The 21,540-nt window shown below is 42.0% G+C and carries 9 protein-coding genes; all 9 read right to left on the bottom strand.

What is annotated here, in order from left to right; genetic code table 11:
* Positions 1 to 1,887, bottom strand: a 1,887-nt coding sequence (locus WC615_RS14190; protein WP_372978749.1) for an ABC transporter permease, incomplete at its 3' end; no start/stop codon positions are given.
* A gap of 39 nt (positions 1,888 to 1,926) precedes the next feature.
* On the bottom strand, positions 1,927 to 4,281 hold the full coding sequence (locus WC615_RS14185) for an ABC transporter permease (RefSeq protein ID WP_372978748.1): 2,355 nt from the start codon (positions 4,279 to 4,281) through the stop codon (positions 1,927 to 1,929).
* Positions 4,282 to 4,310: 29 nt separating this feature from the next.
* Positions 4,311 to 6,701 carry an ABC transporter permease gene (locus WC615_RS14180; protein ID WP_372978747.1) on the bottom strand — a complete coding sequence of 797 codons (2,391 nt, stop codon included), beginning with the start codon at positions 6,699 to 6,701 and terminating at the stop codon, positions 4,311 to 4,313.
* A gap of 47 nt (positions 6,702 to 6,748) precedes the next feature.
* On the bottom strand, positions 6,749 to 9,178 hold the full coding sequence (locus WC615_RS14175; RefSeq protein ID WP_372978746.1) for an ABC transporter permease: 2,430 nt from the start codon (positions 9,176 to 9,178) through the stop codon (positions 6,749 to 6,751).
* Positions 9,179 to 9,232: 54 nt separating this feature from the next.
* Positions 9,233 to 11,611: an ABC transporter permease gene (locus WC615_RS14170; protein WP_372978745.1), complete on the bottom strand. Its 2,379-nt coding sequence runs from the start codon at positions 11,609 to 11,611 to the stop codon at positions 9,233 to 9,235.
* 58 nt (positions 11,612 to 11,669) lie between these two features.
* On the bottom strand, positions 11,670 to 14,105 hold the full coding sequence (locus WC615_RS14165) for an ABC transporter permease (protein WP_372978744.1): 2,436 nt from the start codon (positions 14,103 to 14,105) through the stop codon (positions 11,670 to 11,672).
* A gap of 226 nt (positions 14,106 to 14,331) precedes the next feature.
* Positions 14,332 to 16,725, bottom strand: a complete 2,394-nt coding sequence (locus WC615_RS14160) for an ABC transporter permease (protein WP_372978743.1) — start codon at positions 16,723 to 16,725, stop codon at positions 14,332 to 14,334.
* 72 nt (positions 16,726 to 16,797) lie between these two features.
* Positions 16,798 to 19,155 (bottom strand): ABC transporter permease, encoded by a 2,358-nt coding sequence (locus WC615_RS14155; RefSeq protein WP_372978742.1) that lies wholly within the window; start codon positions 19,153 to 19,155, stop codon positions 16,798 to 16,800.
* 33 nt (positions 19,156 to 19,188) lie between these two features.
* A partial coding sequence (locus WC615_RS14150) for an ABC transporter permease (protein WP_372978741.1) occupies positions 19,189 to 21,540 on the bottom strand: 2,352 nt, incomplete at its 5' end.

Below are 21,540 nucleotides of genomic sequence, written 5' to 3'. Positions count from 1 at the left end.
TATAACCAGCGGGGTTATTTTTTCATGGAAGCTGCGGAAGTTAAAATCCTTAACAATACCTATTACACGCCCGGTATCGCCTTGTGCTATAAAACGTTGGCCTACGTAGGGTTTGTGCAGGTTAAATTCGCGGGCAGCGGTCTCGTTCAATATAACATTGTGTTTATCTGAATTACCCTGCAAAAACCATCTGCCTATGGCCATTTTAAGGTTTACAATATTTGTATAATCATAATCAACACTCATAAATGTAATGGGTGGCACAAAGTCCGTCGGGCGGCCATCCCAATCGTTACTGCTGCCTGATGATGAGCTATTGTTGTTAAGTACCGATTCAAAATTGGTGAGCGAAACAGACTCAATAGCGGCTTGCGATAACAGGCTTTGTTTAATGGTGGTCATAAAGGTTGCCTGCTGTTTATCGTTATGTTTTTTTATCAGGTTGTATGACACATCGAATGACATTACCTGCTCGCGGTTATACCCCGGGTTATGGTTGCGGATAAATGCTAACTGGCGGTATATGGTTATTACCCCTACAATTAAAAATATAGAGAAGGTGAACTGCACTACAACCAGCGCTTTGCGCAACGCAACATCTTTTAAACGCAGCACACTTGTGCCCCTAAAAGTATTTAAGGGCTTAAATGACGATAACAGTAAGGCCGGGTAAATACTATTTAAAACAATTGTACCGAGCAGTGTAGCCAGCAGTATTATCCATAGATAACCGGAGGTTACCGATAACGAAAAATTACGATCAGTAAAGCTGTTGAATGATGGCAGGCATGCTGTAACAATAATTATGGTTAATATAAGTGCCATAACGCTCACCAATGCCGACTCGGCTACAAACTGCATAAAAAGCTGTGACCTATCGGCCCCAACAATTTTTTTAACGCTCACCTCTTTTGCCCTTAAACTTGCCCTTGCCGTAGTAAGGTTAACATAATTGATGCAGGCTATAAGCAATAATAACACGCCAAGGACAACAAATATGTAAACTACTTTTTTATCGCCGTGTATGATGCTTGAATGTTGCAGATCATTTTCAAAATGGAGTGAAGTTAAAGGCGTTAAACCAATCGCAAGGTTCTTTTCCTTCCGGTTAGCTTCGAGTATGCCTTTAATTTTGCCGGAAACTGTTTTAAGGTTTGTGCCCGGGCGTATTTTTAAAAAGGTAAGGTAATTAAAATTACCCCATTGTAGCATGTTCTTACGCCCATTTGCATCCATAAACCTTGCTGCAACCGGGATGTAAGCATCAAATTTAAAACTTGAATTTGCAGGGGCATCTTTTATAATGGCCTGCACCTGGTAGTTGTTGGAATCTATTTTGATAGTCTTCCCTATCGCATCCTGGTTAGCAAAATATTTTTTCGCTTTGCTTTCTGACAATATGATGCTAAACGGGTGCTGATTAAATGCAGTGGTGTTACCGCTTATAAAATCACTTTTAAATATATCAAACCATTTCTCATCAACATAAGCCGCTTTTTCTTCTGGGAAAAACGCACCATTAATGTTAAAATAAACAGGCTCGTAGGTTACCGGCATTATACGGGCTACAGTTTCTACCTCGGGCAATTGTTTTTTAACTGCCTCCCCAACCTGATAAGGCGAAGCTTCCCATATCCAGGTAGTAGTTTTATCTAACGACAGATAGTTTTTTATCCGGAAGATATTAGCGGCATCGGGCTCGTGCTTATCAAAGCTTAATTCGTTTTGTACCCATATAAATATGAGCACTGCAGCAGCCATACCAACAGATAAACCGGCTATATTAATAAAGCCCGTTGCCCTGTGTTTCCAAAAATTCCTCCACGCGTGTTTGAAGTGGTTTTTTAGCATATAGTTTTCAGTTAATAGTTTCATTTTAATGTCCATTGTCTATAGATTACCTATCGACAATGGACTATCAGGCAATTATTCGCTACGCAAGCTTTTAACCGGATTTGCCGTAGCCGCCCGCATGGTATTAAGGCTTACTACTATCAGCGTTAAAAACAATATCAATGCCCCTACAGCTGCAAAAAGCCAAATACTGATAGTAATATGGTAGGCATATTTTTGCAGCCAGTTATTCATTAAATACCAGGTTAAAGGCACGGCTATTAAAAAGGCTATGGCAACCAGCTTTAAAAACTCGGTTGATATGAGCATTAAGAGTTGCTGTACAGTTGCGCCCATTACTTTACGTACACCTATCTCGCGGAAACGTTTCTCTATGGTAAAGGATGCCAGCCCTGCCAGGCCTATACAACATATAAATATGGCCAGCCCTGCAAATATGTTGGTAATGCGACTGATCAATTCCTCGGTAACGAATTTTTTGCCGAACTCCTGGTCTACAAAGCGGTATTCAAATAAATTCTGCGGATTGTATTTTTTGAAAATAGGCTCCATAGCCTTTATGCCCGCCTGTGGGTTTACACCATCTTTAAAGCGTACGTTAACCATGCTCGAACTATTTGGGTCGTAATAGATCATCAGCGGTTCTACAGGGTCATACGGCGATGCCATAACCACGTTATCTATCACCCCTGCAACGGTATACTTTTTGCCATAGCGCATTTCCATGCCTACCGGGTTCTTTAACTTCATAGCTTCAACTGCGGCTTTATTCAGCAGCATCACTGCCGAATCGCCGGGTGTTTGCTTAAAGTCGCGGCCCTGTATTATCTTAATACCCATGGTTTTTGTAAAATCAACATCGGCATTTAGGCCCGAAAAGATAATATCGCCGTTGGCTGCTTTCCCGTCGTAATCCGGCGAGCCCGACTTCCACCAGATCTCTGTTATAGGTGATGATGTGCGGGTTACCGCGCTTACCAGGTTTGTGTTAAGCAGGTCCTGCTTAATGGCGGCATAACTTTTATCAATATCGTTTGATGACGGCACCATAACAAGGTTATTAGGATTGTACCCAATGCTGCGATCTTTGATATGCTGTATTTGCTGATAAACAATGATGGTGGCTGATATGAGTAGTATCGACATTACAAACTGCCCAACAACCAGGATGCGCCTTGGTAATACAGCCGCTTTACCGGCAGCAAACGTGCCTTTTAACACCTTAACCGGGTTAAACGACGATAGGTACAGAGCAGGGTAACTGCCCGCTACGATGCCTGTAAACAGGATAATGGCGATAGACCCGACGATAAAGAAAGGCTCAATAATATTCAGGTGCAGGTTCTTGTTCACCAACGAATTGAATAGCGGCATCATTAAATACACCGTTATTACCGACAGTACAAATGCGATGAGCGCCAGTATGATAGATTCAAAGAAGAACTGCGTGATGAGCTGTTTTTTATCAGAGCCTAAAGTTTTACGGATACCTACCTCCTTGGCGCGTTTTTCTGAGCGGGCGGTACTCAGGTTCATGAAATTTACGCAGGCAATAAGCAATATAATAATGGCTATAATGGTAAACATGCGTACATACTCTATCATCCCCCCTACGTTTTTGCCATCCTTCCATTCGCTGTATAAGTGCCATTTATTCATGGGGAAGGTATAGTAGGTGCTTATTTTATCACCCTTAGAATGATCATGCTTTACCTTATCGATGTATTTATCGATGGCAGCCATGTTGGCGTTAGGCGTGGTTTGCACAAACACGTTATGCGACGAGCCTCCCCATTCTTTCATGCGGTTCTTTACATAATCTGATGTATAATCAAACGGCTCTATAAAATCGAATTTAAAGGTAGAGTTGCCCGGAGGGTCGGCTAAAACGGCAGCTATTTTAAAGCTTTGCTGGTTATCTATCCTTACCATTTTATTCATGGGCTCGTCGTTGCCAAAAAATGCTTTAGCGGCCGACTCTGTTATGATGATGGATTTTGGGTCCTTTAAGGCTTCGGCAGGGTTGCCTTTAAGTACTTTAAAGGTAAAGATGTTAAAAAACTGCTCGCTCGCTACGTATAGGTCTTTTTTAAGCTTAATGTTGTTGTACTCCACCAGGTGCGATTCCTGATGCGAAGTAACAACTGTTCTTACAATATTCGGGTTACCACCATCCAATGCTTTAGCCAACGGCAGCACCATGTTAGGGTCGGTAAAAATGGTTGGCTTAAAATCGCGCGTAGCCATCACCTGGTAAATATTGTCGTGATTGGTATGGAACTTATCAAAGGCCACCTCATCTTTCACCCATAAAAAAATAAAGATGGTACAGGTCATGCCTATAGTAAGGCCCAATATGTTGGTTAACGAAAAGCCCTTGTTCCTGATCAGGTTTCTCCAGGCAATTTTTATATAGTTTTTAATCATTGTGATAAGATTTAGGTTATCTATATATTTTATTCACTACGTAAGCTTTTAACAGGGTTGGACAGTGCCGCTTTTATAGATTGTATGCTGATTGTCGCCAGGGCAATAAGTGTTGCACCACCGCCTGCAAACAGGAATACAACCCAGCCTATGTTTATTTTGTAGGCATAATCCTGTAACCAACTGTTCATGGCAAACCAGGCTATCGGCATGGCGATAATAAGCGCTACAATAATCAGTACCATAAACTCGGTGGCCAGCAGGCCTATGATCTTGGCTACGCTTGCGCCAAGCACCTTTCGAATCCCTATTTCTCTTGTTTTTACCTGCGCCGAATAGGTAGCCAGGCCAAACAAGCCCAGGCATGATATAATGATAGCTATTGCCGAGAACAGGTTAAACAACGAGCCCTGTTTTTGATCGGTAGTATATAGTTTGGTATAGCTTTCATCTAAAAACGCGTAGTTGAAAGGGATATCATTGTTATACCGTTTCCACTGTATTTGGGCGGCTGCAATTGCCTTTTGCGCATCGCGGCCGGTTGTTTTGATATATACGCGCCAGCAATAATCGGGCTGATACTGAAACACAGCAGGTTCTATTTTTTTATGCACGGTTGTAAAATTAAAGTCTTTAACAACCCCTATAATAGTGCCCGGCCTGGCTTGTATGCGCAGGCGTTTACCTATAACCGGCGCTTTAAGTCCCATTTCTTTTACGGCAGTTTCATTGATCAGGAAGTGTGCCGAATCGGCAACGGTACCGGTAAAGTTGGCGCCTTCAATAACCTTCATTTTAAAAAAAGGGATCATGTCTTTATCCGCATAGATCTGGTTAAACCACATGTTTGAGTTTGCCGGTTTACCATCCCAGTCGTTATCGCCGGTAGAGCTGCCATCAGTAACAATATTGCGCCCAGCGCGTGTTACCGCCAGTATTGCAGGGTTTTTTAGCAGTTCGTTCTTTATCACATCAAAATGCTTTGGCATATCAGCACGCAAACTGAAGGATAAAATGTTCTCTTTATCGTACCCCAGGTTTTTATTGCGGATAAAACTTAACTGGTTACTAATAACCAACGTACCGATGATAAGTACTATGGATACCGCGAACTGCACCACAACCAGCACCCTCCTGAAAGCAACATTACCAATACCAATAGATACTTTGCCCTTAAGTGCTTTTAATGGCTCGAATGATGACAACAGCAGCGCCGGGTAAATGCTTGAAGCAGCCAGTGTACCCAATAAGGTTGCCGCAATGCATACCCAGATATTATAATTTTGAAGATCGAAGGCAATCTGTTTACCCGAAAACTGGTTAAAATATGGCAACAACACGTACATCAGGATAAAAGCAAACACTGCCGCTATTACAAACAGCAAGGCAGTCTCTATCATAAACTGAACAAAAAGCTGCAGCTTACCCGCACCTATAATTTTACGCATGCTCACCTCTTTTGCACGCAGCATTGAACGCGCGGTTGAAAGGTTTACATAGTTGATACAGGCAATCACCAGTATCATTAAAGCAACTATAGCAAAAGTACGTACAGTTGAAAAACCGCCGTCCGTTCCATCTGCTTTGTAAAGGTGCATTTTAAGCAATGGCTGAGTGAGGTATGGTACCGGCGCATCATCGGGCTTGTTGCGCTCATGTATTACCTGTAATTTTCTCTCTAGCGCAGCAGTATTTATATTGCCTTTTACCAATAGATATGTTTGAAAACCAAAGTTTGTCCAATCGGCATCCATAGATGATACCACGGTTTTGTTATCGTAACTTTTTTTGTTTTTTACGTAAGCCAGATAGTTAAACCTTGAGGCAGGCATTAACACATGGTATTGGAAGGTAGAATTGGCGGGGTAATCGGCTATTACGCCGGTAACTTTGTTTTGCTCGTCCTGTCCGGTTATTACTACTTTGCCAATCGGGTCTTCGCTGCCAAAGTACTTTTTAGCAGTGCCTTCGGTTATAACTATTGAACTATTATCGGGGAAAGGGTTACGTTTATCGCCTTTTATAAGGTTAAAATCAAACATCGTAAAGTACGATGGATCTACAAAGGCAAAGTTGGTTTCGTAAAATACCTTGTCTTTATATTTAAACGGCGCGTCGCCAAGCGGCATAATGCGCACCGCATCCTTAACCTCGGGGATCTCGCTTTTTGCGAAAGGTGCTACCGGAGCTATGATATTATTAAAGATCTGTTTGCTGATGCCCGTACCGCCCACAATGCCCACCTTATAGATATTGGTGGCATTTTTATTGAATTTATCAAAGCTCAGTTCATCCTGCACCCAAAGCAGCATAAACAGGCCAACAACAAGGCCTACTGTTAAACCAGCTACGTTTATAGCGGCGTAAAACTTGTTGTGTAATATGTTGCGCCAGGCTGTTTTTAAATAATTTTTTATCATGATACTTTATCTAAATCAAAGATGATAGCCGGTTAATTAATAATAAATCACTCACTACGTAAGCTTTTAACAGGGTTTGCCAGTGCTGCTTTTATTGATTGGAAACTAATAGTGGCGAAGGCTATTACCACTGCAATAAAACCAGCCAAAACCAGTACCCACCATTGTATGCTGATACGGAAGGCGAAATCAAGCAGCCACGTATTCATGGCGTACCAGGATATTGGTAAGGCAATTAATGATGCTATCAGTACCAGTTTTAAAAAGTCTTTGGATAGTTCGGTTACAATTTGGCGGATGCTTGCCCCCAGTACTTTGCGCACACCTATTTCTTTCATTCGTTGGGTTATGGTAAATGCCGACAAGCCGAATAAGCCCAGGCAAGCAATAAATATGGCTATGCCCGAAAATATGGTGAATAAATTGCCCTGCCGTTGCTCGCTGTTATATAGTTTCTGAAACCGTTCATCCAAAAATGTATACGCAAACGGCACTTCGGGCTGTGACTTGCGCCATGCTTGCTGAATAGTATTTACAGCCCGGCTAATATTGGCACCGCCAATTTTAATAGAGAGCTTACGATAGTTGTGATTGTCAAACGATGGCATTTGCATTAACAAAGGGATAATATTTTGATGCAGCGATTCGAAATGAAAATTGCTCACCACGCCAATAACTTTCCCTTTTACCCCGCCGTAACTCAAGTCACGTCCTACTGCGTTTTCGGGGGTATTCCAGCCTAAGGCCTTTACTGTAGCCACATTTATTACATAGTTGTTACTGTCGGTACTAAAATCACGCGAAAAATTGCGGCCGGCGGCCATTTTCATGCCATAGGTTGGGATGAAGGTTTGGTCGGCATTTATGCATTTTACGTCGGCATTAACCTGCTGCAATTCATCGCCTTTAAAAACAGATATCCCCGAGTTATCAAGCAAACGACCGGATGGGATACGCGAAGAACGGCTCAGTTCTTTTATGTCGGGGTTTTTCTTAACCTCGTTTCTAAAGGTTTCAAACTGGCTGTTTGAGAAAGGGTTACCCATGGTGATGATGTGGTCTTTATCAAAACCAAGCGATTTATGCTGGATATAATTTAATTGCTGGAAAACAACGGTTGTTGCCACTATTAAAATAATAGAAATAGAGAATTGTAACACAACCAGTACTTTGCGGAAGGAAACATTACCGGCGCCTACCTTTAATATACCTTTTAATACCTTAACAGGTTTAAATGACGACATAAAAACAGCCGGATAAATACCGCTGATAAGCCCCACAACAAATGGTAGCGCTATTACAGACAACAAAATTTGTGGCTGATACAGGTAATTAAAAGCCAGGTTAAGGCCCGAGAGATTATTAACCAATGGGATGAGCATAGCAGTGAACACAAGCGCCAATACCATCGAAAAGCAGGTTATTAGTACCGATTCGCTTAAAAACTGTACTATTATTTCTTTTCGTGGTGCACCAACCACTTTTCTGATCCCTATTTCTTTTGCCCTTATGGTTGACCGTGCAGTTGAGAGGTTCATATAATTGATACAAGCTATCAGCAAAATAAAAAGCGCGATAGCCGAAAATATATAAACCTGTTTGATGTCGCCATTTTGCTCTATCTCATCATCCAGGTGCGAGTGCAGGTGAATATCTGCCAGCCTTTGGATGTGCAACTGGCTGTTTTTAGATTCGTGCGAATTACCGGATTCCCCCGGGGCATGTACATACTTATCTAAAAATGCCGGTAATAATGATGCCACACGATCAATATTATAACCTTTAGGCATCAGCAGGTAGGTAAAGAATGCATTGTTGCTCCAACTGGTTTGCAATTGCTTTTCGCCGTAAACGCTGTTATCCTTTAATGTATTGAAAGAAAATAGCATTTGGGGATGCATCTGGGCGTTAGGCGGGAATGGTTCGTATATCCCTGTAACCTTAAAATTAAACTGGTTGCTTACCCTTATCTCTTTATTTATAGGGTCTTCATTACCAAAGTATCTACGGGCCATTTCTGCGGTCATCACAACAGAAAACGGATCGGTTAAAGCAGTACGTGGGTTGCCTTTTAGGGTTTTGATGGTGAAAAAATCAAAAAAGTTCTCATCAGCAAAATATGAGCCCTCTTCTGTCAGCAACTTATCCTTATAGCGAATAACAACACTCCCGTTCGGGAATATGCGGGTTACCTTTTTTATATCGGGAAATTCATTTTTAAGCAAAGGGCCAAAAGGCGGTGCTATAGCACCTAAATGAAGGGATTGAACACCATCGGCGGTATTAAAGCTTCGTGTTACCCGGTATATATCATTAACATTGGTATTAAACTTATCGTAGCTTAATTCATTAACAATATATATCAGGATAAGCATACAACAGGTTAAACCCGTTGTTAAGCCAAAGATGTTAATAAATGAGATAAATTTATGCCTGGTAATATTACGTATGGCACTCCTTAAATAATTCTGTATCATAATGCTTAAATTCTAAACTCTAAATCCTAAAATCGAAGGCAATAATCACCAACCTTACTCGCTCCTTAAGCTCTTTACCGGGTTGGCCAGTGCCGCTTTTATAGATTGAAAACTGATAGTAACAACCGCTATAATCATTGCGCTGATACCAGCTACAGCAAACACCCACCATTGTATATCTATATGGTATTGATAGGTTTTAAGCCAGTTTTGCATAGCCCAGTATGCCACCGGGAATGCTATGATGCACGATATAATAACCAGTTGTAAAAAATCTTTGGATAACAGGCTTGCAATACCCGATACGCTGGCGCCCAACACCTTACGGATGCCTATTTCTTTTATCCGGCGCTCGGCGGTGTAGGCGGCCAAACCAAACAAGCCCAGGCATGATATGATGATAGCCAATGCGGCAAATACCCTTGAGAGTTTGCCCACCAGCATCTCGCTTAAAAACATTTGGTTAAACTGGTCGTCAACAAAGCGGTATTCAAACGGGTAGGTGGGGTTATCTTTTTTAAGTACATCTTGTATTGCAGCTAATGAAGCTTCAACTGGTTGCTGCGCTTTAATTTTCACGTACATCACCTGTGTGTTTTTGGGTGCACTGCTAAAAAACATAACCGGATCTGGCTTGCCGTACATGTTGCCATATACATAATCATTTACCACACCAACCACCACTGCCGATGTGGTGTCCCCATTATAATGGATGCGTTTACCCAGGGCGCTGCCTTTACCACCCATTAATTTTGCCAGGCTTTGTGTAACAACCATAGCAATAGGTTTAGAGGCAGTATCTATTTCTGCAATGTTGCGGCCTTCTAAAACCTTAAGGCCCGATGTTTCGAAAAATTCGGGGGTAACGTATCGTTGTGAGATCAGTATTTCTGAACCCGGGGCTTTGCCATCCCAGGTCATGCCCGATGTATTGTTGCCGCCGTAGATAATTGAATGATCAGACAAGGCCACGCTTTGTACAAAGCCCGAGTTTAACAGATCCTGTTTTATGGGGATATAGTTTTTGGCCATATCGCCCTGCAAGCCAATTTCAAGCAGTTTATCTTTATCAAAACCAAGTTGCCTGCTCTTGATGTGCTGTATTTGCTGATACACAATAACCGTACTGATGATCAACACAACCGAAACGCTGAACTGCATTACCACCAACCCTTTACGGATATAGGCCGCGCTGCTATCTTTAAGTTTAAGGCCTTTTAATACGGCAACCGGATTAAATGATGACAGGTACAGCGATGGGTAGCTACCCGCTATTAAACCACAAGCTAAAGTAAGCCCTAACAATGCTAAAACATGGTAAACGTTATCAAAGCCTATGGTAAGCTGTTTTTGCACCAGCATATTAAATGCAGGCAGTACCGCTGTCATTAAAATAACAGCTAAAACAGCCGCAATAAATGACATGAACAACGCCTCGCCTATGAATTGCATGGCAAGCGATTTTTTACCTGCGCCAAGTACTTTACGCACCCCTACCTCCCGGGCGCGCTTTTCGCTGCGGGCGGTAGCAAGGTTCATGAAGTTGATACAGGCTATAAATATGATGATCCAGGCTATAACACTAAACAGGCGAACGTACTCTATCTGGCCGCCGCCGGTTTTAACACCATCTTTAAAATCATCATAGAGGTGCCAGTCGTTCATCCCAAATAAAAATACGTGGCCAAGGTTTTGGGGCTCGCGTTTTTGTATAAAGCCATACAATTGCTTATCCACGCTTTTGGGGTCGACGCCGGGTTTTAGCTCGATGTAGGTAGTTAATGAATTATTACCCCAGCTTTTTAACCACGGACTTTTATCCCAATAGATCTGGAATGGCATAACACACTCAAACTGTACGCTGGAGTTTGCCGGGATATCTTTTAAAACACCGGTAACGGTATAATCCTGTTTGTTATCAACCCTTATATTTTTACCAAGTACATTTTTATCGGTGCCAAAAAATTTAACAGCTGTTTTTTGGGTGATGACCACCGAATGAAGTTGTGTAAAAGCCGATGCCGCATTACCCTCTACAAAAGGCAACGTAAACATATTAAACAATGATGGCTCGGCGTATAGCGTGCCGGCAAACAAAGGTTTATTGTTATACGAGTATAATAATGATGCCGTGCCTTCACTGGCACGGCAAACGTTTGCTACACCTGGTATTTCGGCCTGTATAGCCGGGCCCATTACACCGGGTGTGGACTGATGCGTAAATACGTAGGTGTCGTATTTCTGGTTCTCGCGGGCTATGTAAAGCCTGTCTTTTTTTACGTGGACGGCATCATAGCTTACCTCATTCTCTACCCATAAAAAAATAAGGGCGGCGCAGGTAATACCTATGGCAAGGCCAAAAATATTCAGAAAGCTGTAGGCCTTATTCTTAGTAAGGCTACGAAACATCACTTTTAAAAAGTTTTTAAACATAACCGGATATTTTAAAATGCTAAATCCTGTTGCTGCAACTCACCGGTGCCACTATTCCCTACTCGCTCCGTAAACTCTTTACCGGGTTTGCCAGCGCCGCTTTTATAGATTGAAAGCTGATGGTAATAAACGCTATTACCAATGCCCCTGCTCCTGCCGATGCAATTACCCACCACTGTATGGTGGTACGGTAAGCAAAATCCTGCAGCCATTTATTCATTACATACCATGCAAATGGCGATGCAATAATTATAGCGATACAAACAAGCTTTATAAAATCTTTTGATAACATGGCTACAATTACGCTTACATCGGCACCCAACACTTTACGGATACCAATTTCTTTAGTGCGCTGCTCGGCAGCGTAAGCAGCCAGACCAAACAAACCAAGGCAGGCAATGATAATGGCCAAGGATGTAAAAATGACGAAGATCTGCCCTATGCGCTGCTCTGATCTGTACGAGGCATCAAAGTCCTGATCCATAAATGAATAATCGATCTGCACATTAGGCGATAACTGGTTCCATTTATCTTTTATCTGCGCCATAAGGCTGCTGATATTTGAAGGACTGACACGTATGGCTAAGGCCCCGGCGTTTTGGCCGTAAGTTAGTACCATCGGCTCAATTTTTTCGCGCAACGAGTTAAAATGGAAGTCTTTAACCACACCAACTATATGGCATTCTTTAACATTTGGCGCGCCGTCTTTACGGTCGCCACCTAAGGACTGGTAAACTATTTTGTTTACCGGGTCAGCAAAGCCTAGGAATTTAGCCGCAGCCTCATTAATGATGATGGCAGAAGAGTCGCTCTGCATTTCTTTTGAGAAATTACGGCCGGCAGCCATCTTCATATCCATGGTAGGTATGTAATCGGCATCAATCTCCCAGCTTTGCGGAAATAGAGATTTCTTCTGGTCGTAGGTGGCGTCTTTATAATAAATACGGGTATTCCTCCAGCCGTTGGTTGGTAAAAAGCCCGTCATGGTGGTGCTTTTTACTCCCGGTAAATTGGCAAGTTCCTGCTTAAATACTTTTGCCTGCTGGTTTAACTCGCCCGAGTTTTTCACGATCAGCACCTGGTTACGGTTATAACCCAGGTTTTTGGTTTGTATAAAGTTTAACTGATTACGAATAACCAGCGTACCAATTATTAGCAGTATGGATACAAAAAACTGGAAAACAACCAAAAAGCTGCGTAAGCCACCGCCTTTAAACCCGGCGGATAGTTTACCTTTCAGCACATCAATGGGTTGGAAAGCTGACAAAAAGAAGGCCGGGTATGAACCGGCTAATGAGCCAACTACTAAAACAACGGCCAGTAACGACGGAACCAGCCATTTAAGCGACTCAATAGTAAGCGTTATTTCTTTGCCAGATAGCTGGTTAAAAAATGGCAATATGGCTGATGCGGCAATTACGGCTATTACAGTGGCAACCAATGTTACCAGAATAGATTCGGCCAGGAACTGAAAGATAAGATATTTGCGCGATGAGCCTAAAACTTTACGCACGCCAACCTCGCGCGAGCGGTTTGATGAACGGGCAGTGCTCAGGTTCATGAAATTTACACAGGCTATCAGTAATATAAACAGGGCAATGGCCGAAAATATGTAAACATATTGGGTGGTACTGTTTGGGCCTAACTCGCCACTAAGGTTTGACTTTAAGTGGATATCTGTTAAAGCGGTAAGGTTCATCCTGAAGTAGCTACCGCCCTTTTCAAATTGAGCTACGCTCATCCCTAATTCTGATTGCATTTGCGAGCCGCTGAATTTTTGCAATAATGCAGGGAAACTAGCGGCCAGTTTTTCATGATCTTTAGCGTTTTTTAATAATACATAAGTATTGTAATCACTCCTCAACCATTCGTTAGAGCGGCTTTCAGGGAATGATTCAAGCGATACAAGAAAATCGAAGTTAAAGTGCGATTGTTTAGGGATATCTTTAATAACCCCGGTTACTTTAAAGTTCTCCTTATCATTAAATAAGATGAATTTACCCACCGCGTTTGTGGTATTAAAATATTTTTTGGCGATGCTTTCGGTAATTACAACAGTGCTGGGTTCAAGCAGGGCGGTTTTGGGGTCGCCGCTTATCATGGGTAAGGTAAATACATTAAATATAGATGCATCAGCAAAAGCTACATTGTTCTCCACAATATTGATGCTGCCCTTTTTAACATGGGTGGTACCGGCCCTTTTTATCCTGGTGGCATCTTCCACATAGCTGTATTCGGCTTTTAATGTTTTGGCCAGCGGCGGCATGGCAACCGCGTATTGCACTTTATTTTCGCCAAGTTTAAGATCTTCGTTTACACGGTAGATACGGTCTGCTTTGGTATTGTAGCGGTCGTAGCTTAATTCATCAACAACGTAAAATACAATAAGCAAACAGGTGGCCAGGCCTAAAGCCAGCCCCAATATATTGATAGCAGTAAAGCCCTTGTTTTTATAAAGGCTCCTGAAGGCGGTTTTTATATAGTTCTTAAACATAACAACGTTGTTTAACTAAATAAACTTAAAACCAATGCCACATACTTAAAATATTTACTATCAGGTATTTAAGTTGTTTGTAGTTAGTATAATACGTACGTAAGTGTAACAGTACATGTACGGTTATGATACAGTTTTTTGTAGAGAGTCAAGATGTTAGAATCAAGAGTCAAGACATAAACATATCGCTTTCTTGATTCTTGGCTCTTTCCTTTTGATTCTACTATTATTCCGATCGTAAACTCTTTACCGGGTTTGCCAACGCTGCTTTCACGGCGTGATAGCTTATTGTTAATACCGCTGTTAGTAATGCCATAGCCCCCGCGAATAAAAACACCCATACCGGGATGCTGATGCGGTAAGCAAAATTTTGCAGCCAGTTATGCATGGCATACCATGCAACCGGCGATGCTATAATTACCGATAACAGGATAAGCTTTAAAAAATCTGTTGATAGTATGGTGGTAATGGTTGCCATGCTTGCCCCTAATATTTTACGGATGCCTATTTCTTTGTTGCGTTGCTCAATAGTAAAAGCGGCCAGCCCAAACAGCCCCAGGGTAGCCAGTATAATGGTGATATAAGTAAACGTACCAAAAATAGATGCCAGCCTGTCTTCGGCTTTGTATTGCTTGTCAAAGGCATCGTCCATAAAGGTGTAGCTGAACGGGGTATCCTGGTCGTACTTTTTGTAGATGTTTTGGATCGACTCGATAATAGACGGTACATTGGTGTGCGGTTTTATCCTTGCAAACAGGTTACAGCCCACCCTGCCCCAGGCAGATGCGGTATCAGAAGCTATTAATAACCCCAGCGGGCCAATAGCGCTTTCCATCGAACTAAAATTAAAATTCTTAACAACACCGGCTACCTCATAGCGGTCGCTGCCATTTTTAATAAAGCTACCAACAGGGTTGGCAGGCAGATGCAGATCTTTAATAGCGGTTTCGTTTATCACGACGGTGTATTTGTCGGTTAGCTGCTTGTTTGGTTGGGGGGCAAATTTCCATTCTAAACCAAGGGTTGTTATAAACTTATTATCAACAGAAAGCGACGGCAGTGCAATGCTTTCGTCCTTGGTTTTACCATCCATAAACAACATATCGTACCCGCCATACATGGCGTAGTGCGAGGTGCCAACATTACTTATACCTGCAAGCGCCTGTACATCTTTATTAAATGCCTGGTAGTTTTGGCCTATGCTAGCGCCAACGGGTATCATAACTACATTTTCGCGGTTTAAGCCGGTATCGGCATGCCTCAGGTAATAAAGCTGCCTGTCTATAATTACACCGCAAATAATTAATCCTACTGCAATACCAAACTGCAACGTTGTGAACACCTTGCGCACAATAGTGCCGCCAGCTTGTTTGCTTGTTTTTCCCTTCAGGGTGATAACCGGTTTAAATGACGATAAAACAACCGATGGATAGATCCCTGAAATTAAGGCGGTTATTAACAGCAGCCCCAATAAAAGCAACAGCACAAGCGGACTGTATAAAAACGAATTATCAATTTTTAACTGCAAAACATTCAGGAACCAGGGCTTAAACGCGTAGCATAATAAATAGCCCAGTATAAAAGATAAAAGGGTAAACAAACCCGACTCTACATAAAACTGCGCGGCTATGGTTTTACGGCTTGCGCCCGATACCTTGCGTACCCCTACCTCTTTGGCGCGCAGGGTTGCACGCGCGGTGGTAAGGCTCATGTAATTTACCAAAGCCAGCAGTAATATTAATACCGCCACTAAGGGGAATATTTTGAGATACTTAAGGTTAGATGAATCGCCCCAGTTATTTTCCAGGTGCAGGCTGCCTATCGATGATAGTTTATAATGGGTCTCAAAGTCCGACTTTTCTTTATCGGCCATTTGCTGGAGACCTTTACGGGTTTTGGCAGTATCTGCCGCATCTTTTAAAAGCAGGAACAGGTTAAATGAACCCGATGCAATGCGCTGTTCCCCTAAATATTTTTTTGCCTCTTTAGTAGCCAGTAAGCTGCTTGCCGATGCTACAAAATTATACTCTACAGAAGTGTTTGATAGCGCGTTCTCGGCCACGCCGGTAACCTGGTAAGTATAGGCACTATCCGTTTTTAAACGGATGGTTTTGCCAACCGGGTCGGCATCACCAAAGTATTTTTTAGCGATGTCTTTTGATATCACTACCGAAAACGGTTTACTAAGTACATCTTTAGCATTACCCGATGCCAGTTTAAAAGTGAAAAAGTTGAAGAAGTCCGGGTCGGCAAATACAACTTTTTGCTCAATGTATTTGGTTTCGGGGGTTAAGGGGTTGCTTACTAATATTGGCTTATAATAATTTAAAGTGCGCATGTAGCCATCAACGGTGGGTTGGCTTTGTTTAACCAACGGGCCCGATGCATAACTCATGTAGTTTAAATTCATGGTGTTGCCGCCAATTTTAACATTGGCCTGGAGCTTGTAGATCCGTTTGGCATTGGTATGGAACCTGTCGTAGGTCATTTCATGCGTTACGTATAGCATAATCATCATACATACGGCCAAACCAACGGCAAGCCCTGTAATGTTTATTAAGCTGTAAAGCTTCTGCTTTTGCAGGTTACGGAGGGCAATTTTTAAATAGTTTTTAAACATATCCGTTGATTTTGAAATTCTAAAATACTAAAACCTAAATTCTACAATTCATGCCCTACAATCCCCTCTTCACTACTCTGAGCGTAAACTTTTTACCGGGTTTGCCAATGCAGCTTTAACTGCCTGGAAACTGATGGTTATAAATGCTATCAATATTGATATTGTACCGGCTAATATAAAGACTGTCCAGCTGATGTTTATTTTGTAGGCAAATCCCTGCAACCAGTTATTCATCATATACCATGCAACAGGTGATGCAATTAATATGGCTATTAATACCAGCTTTATAAAATCGGTAGCTAAAAGGCCGATTACGCCACTCACGCTTGAGCCCAACACTTTACGTATACCAATTTCGCGGGTACGTACCTGGGCGGTATAAGCGGCTAAACCTAACAAGCCAAGGCACGATATAAATATGGCTATACCGGCAAAATAATTGAACAATACCCCCTGCTGCTGCTCGCCCTTATACAGGCTGTTAAATGTATCGTCTAAAAAGTAATAACTGAATGGGTATTCGCCATTATATTGTTTAAACTGCTCCCCTGCTGCGCGGATGGCCTTTTGTGCATCCTTGCCGGTTGTTTTAATATAGATAGTGCTTAAGTTATTAGGGAAGTAGTAAAATACAGATGGCGCTATTTTTTCTTTCATTGATGCGTAATGAAAATCTTTGACAACGCCAATTATTGTCCCGTCGGTTTTCCACATCTTAAAACGTTTGCCTATCGGGTTTTTGATCCCCGCTTCTTTAACAGCCGTTTCGTTTAAAATAAAGTGTGCGGAATCTGCAACAGCGCCTGTAAAACCGGCACCCTGCACCATTTGCATTTTAAATGCACCTATAAAATCTTTATCAATAGCTAAAGGGTGTACAATAAAGGTTTGGCCCTGTGCCTTGCCGTCCCAATCGTTACTACCGGATATGCTGCCATTATTAATTACGTTTCCTGATGAGCGGGTAACGCTCAGCACACCGGGCTGTTTCAATAACTCGTTGCGTACTGCATCATAATGTTTACCCATATCGCGCATCCAGAAAGCAAGCGTGTGGCTTTTATCATACCCTAACTGTTTTGACCGGATAAAATTTAGCTGGCTGGTAATAACCAATGTGCCCACAATTAATAATACCGAAAATGAGAATTGGGTAACCACCAATATCTTGCGAAACATCACATCGCCAATTTTAGCAGATATTTTACCCTTCAAAGCTTTAAGCGGCTCAAAAGATGAAAGCATCAGGGCCGGGTAAATACTGGAAGCAGCCAGCGTACCAAGTATGGTGAGCAGTATAATATACCAAACATGCAGGTTGGTAAGATCGAATACAAGTTGTTTATCTGCAACCTGGTTAAATACCGGTATCACTATTTTGATAAGCCCTAAAGCTAAAACTGTAGCTAATGAAAACAGCAAAGCGGTTTCAATGATGAATTGTATAAACAGGTGGGCTTTTGCCGCACCTAATATTTTGCGCATGCTTATCTCTTTCGCACGCAACATAGATCGCGCCGTTGATAAATTAACATAGTTAATGCAGGCAATAACCAATATTACCAACGCTATTATGATAAAGATCCTTACGGTTTCCATCCCTTTGTTTGTACCATCGGCATTATATAAATGCATTTGCGCAAGGGGCTGCAACAGGTATTCTACGTCGGTATCATCGGCCTTATGGGCAATATGGATATTGAATAGCTTGGCAGAAAGGGTTTTTAATGACGTTCCCGGTTTTAACAGGAAGTAGGTTTCGTAGCCAAAATTGCTAAAATTGCCGTTTACATCAACGTTATCAGCAAGTGCATCCTTTATATGATAGCTCATCGGCATGATCATGTCATAGTCCATCCGCGAGTTTTTAGGAAAATCGTTTATGACACCGCTAACCGTAAAATTCACTTTACCGTCCGCCCTTATTACTTTACCAATAGGGTTTTCATCCCCAAAAAATTTCTTAGCTGTTTTGCGGGTTATTACCACAGAATTATCATCGGTAAAAGGTTTGGCCGCATTGCCCTGAACAACAGGGAAATCAAATATTGAAAAGAGCGACGGGTCTGCGAACACCACTCTTTCATCCCCAAAAGTTTTGTCCTGATACTTGTATAGCGAGAAAATGTAATTGCCTGTTATGCGCACCTGGTCTTTAACTTCGGGTAACTGCTGTTTGGCTAAAGGGCCTATAGGTGCAACATCCACTGTCCATATTTGCCTGCTGGCACCGGTACCGCCAAATATTTCGACCCGGTAAATATCAGCACCTTTTTTATGGAAGCTATCAAAACTCAGCTCATCCTGCACCCATAAGAGTATCAGGATGCCAACCGCTAAACCAAGTGTTAAGCCCGATATATTAATAATAGAATAAAACTTATTCTTTATTAAATTTCTCCATGCCGTTTTTAAATAGTTCCTTATCATAACCTTAAATTTTAAACCAAACTCTACTAAACCCTACTCACTGCGTAAACTCTTCACCGGGTTTGCCAAAGCAGCTTTAACCGCCTGGAAACTCACCGTTACTATTGATAGCAGCGTTGTTACAAAGGCGGCTACAGCAAACACCCACACACTGATATTTATACGGTAGGCATAGGTTTGCAGCCAATGCTCCATACCGTACCAGGCTATTGGCGTAGCTACTAAAAACGCTATACCAACCAGTTTCAGAAAATCTTTTGACAGCATTGTGGTTACACCTAATACCGATGCGCCCAATACTTTACGTACACCAATCTCTTTAATGCGGTTTTGGGCCATATAGGTAGCTAAACCAAACAAACCAAGGCATGATATAAATATGGTTAGCCCTGCAAATAACGAAGCAAGTGTACCTACGCGTTGTTCGTCGGCGAATTTTTTGTTGTACTCCTCGTCAACAAAATGGTATTCAAACGGGTACTCTGAATTATATTTTTTGAACACAGCCTCGGCCAGTTTAAGATTCTCGGCTGTGGTGTTTTTTTCATTTAGTTTGTAGTGGATCACATTAAACCATGACTTTGGCCCCTGGATGATCATTTGTTTAACAGGCTCATACGGTGATTGCAGGATAAAATCTTTAACAACGCCAACAATGGTAAGTTTTTTTCCATCGTTCATAACGGTCTGTCCAATTGGGTTCTTAAACTTCATGAGTTTAAGCGATGCTTCATTGATCATGATAGCCGATGAATCTGAAGGGTAGGTTTTGATATCGATATCGCGTCCTTCAACAATTTTAAGGTTCATGGTTTTGCTAAAATCACCGTCAACGTTAAACATATTGAAGTCTATTTTGGCATTAGGGTCTTTACCCTGCCAGTCAAACCCCCAAGAGTCGCTCCAGCCTTCGGTCATGGGCGCGCTGGTTTTGGTTACGGCTGTTGCCGCACCACTTGTTATCAACTCATTACGGATAAGCTGGTAATTTTTGTCAATAGTACCCTGTATAAATGTATACGCCAGGTTATTCTTTTTATAGCCAACATCGCGGTTTTGCGCGTAATCAAGCTGCTCGCGTACAATGATGGTTGATATGATCAACACAATTGCAAAAGTAAACTGCGTTACAACTAAAATTTTGCGTGGCGAAAATGCCGCGTTAGCAGCCTTAAATGTGCCCTTTAATACTTTTACCGGTGCAAATGACGACAGGTACAAAGCTGGATAACTACCGGATACCACACCGGTAAACAGGATGAATGTTACCACTATAAGCCAAAATACAGGGCTGGCAAATGGTATAAATAATTGTTTTTCGGTAAGGATGTTAAAGGGGGGCAGGGATATTTGCACTATTGCCAGCGCTAAAATACCGGCAAGTAAAGCTATCATCACAGATTCGCCCATAAATTGCGCTATCAGGCTGCCTTTACCGGCACCAACCACTTTGCGTATGCCTACCTCTTTGGCTCTTTTCTCGCTGCGGGCGGTACTCAGGTTCATAAAGTTTATACAGGCAATAAGCAATATAAAGGCAGCTATAATACTGAATAGTTTAATGGTTGTTATACGGCCTCCTACTATCTGACCGTTTTCAAACTTCGAGTAAAGCCTCCATTTACCGGCCGGATGTACAAATACATCGATATCCTTAACGTCAGAGTGCGAACGGGTTATATTTTTCACCTGTTTATCAAAGTATTCTTCGGTTACCCCTGATTTTAACAAAGCATACGTTTGAACGGAATTATTACCCCAGTTTTTATCAACCCCACCGTTTATCTTTTCCCAGTATTTCCAGGTCATCAGGTACTCAAAGCCAAACCGAGTATTATTTGGCAGATCCTTCATTACACCGGTTACTGTGAAGTAGTCAACACTGTCTATTTTAATGGTTTTACCCAATGCATTTGTGTTACCAAACAGCTTTATAGCCGTTTTTTCGGTAAGCACAATGCTTTTCATATCATTCAAAGCAGTTTTAGGGTTTCCCTGTACCAGCGGGAAACTGAACATGGTCAGAAAGTCGGGATCGGTAAAATTGCCGGAGAGGGTTAAGCGCTTATCACTAAGAGTAAACAGAAAATTGGCCCGTGTAGTACGCGTGGCCTGTTCTACCTGCGGGTAATCCTGCTTAAGGGTTGCCATCATAGGTTTAGGGGTAGTGCCCCAGGCCCATATTTCCCCCTCAATTTTCGACCGGTTGTACATTTGGTACAGGCGGTCTTTTTTCTCATGGAAACTATCATAGCTCGCCTCGTTTTGCACCCAAAAAAGTATAAGCGCAGCACTGGCCATGCCAACTGCCAAACCGGCGATGTTTATAATGGTGAAACTTTTGTTTTTCAATAAGTTACGCCAGGTTATCTTTAAGTAGTTTTT

This window comes from Mucilaginibacter sp. (assembly GCF_041663085.1).
In the GTDB taxonomy this organism is placed as follows: domain Bacteria; phylum Bacteroidota; class Bacteroidia; order Sphingobacteriales; family Sphingobacteriaceae; genus Mucilaginibacter.
Note: the sequence above shows the minus strand (reverse complement) of the source record. Positions and strands in the feature narration are given on the sequence as shown.

Excerpts from the sequence above, each read along its gene's own strand:
- WC615_RS14185 (WP_372978748.1), bottom strand. The coding sequence starts at position 4,281 with ATGATTAAAAACTATATAAAAATTGCCTGGAGAAACCTGATCAGGAAC.
- WC615_RS14180 (WP_372978747.1), bottom strand. The coding sequence starts at position 6,701 with ATGATAAAAAATTATTTAAAAACAGCCTGGCGCAACATATTACACAAC.
- WC615_RS14175 (WP_372978746.1), bottom strand. The coding sequence starts at position 9,178 with ATGATACAGAATTATTTAAGGAGTGCCATACGTAATATTACCAGGCAT.
- WC615_RS14170 (WP_372978745.1), bottom strand. The coding sequence starts at position 11,611 with ATGTTTAAAAACTTTTTAAAAGTGATGTTTCGTAGCCTTACTAAGAAT.
- WC615_RS14165 (WP_372978744.1), bottom strand. The coding sequence starts at position 14,105 with ATGTTTAAGAACTATATAAAAACCGCCTTCAGGAGCCTTTATAAAAAC.
- WC615_RS14160 (WP_372978743.1), bottom strand. The coding sequence starts at position 16,725 with ATGTTTAAAAACTATTTAAAAATTGCCCTCCGTAACCTGCAAAAGCAG.
- WC615_RS14155 (WP_372978742.1), bottom strand. The coding sequence starts at position 19,155 with ATGATAAGGAACTATTTAAAAACGGCATGGAGAAATTTAATAAAGAAT.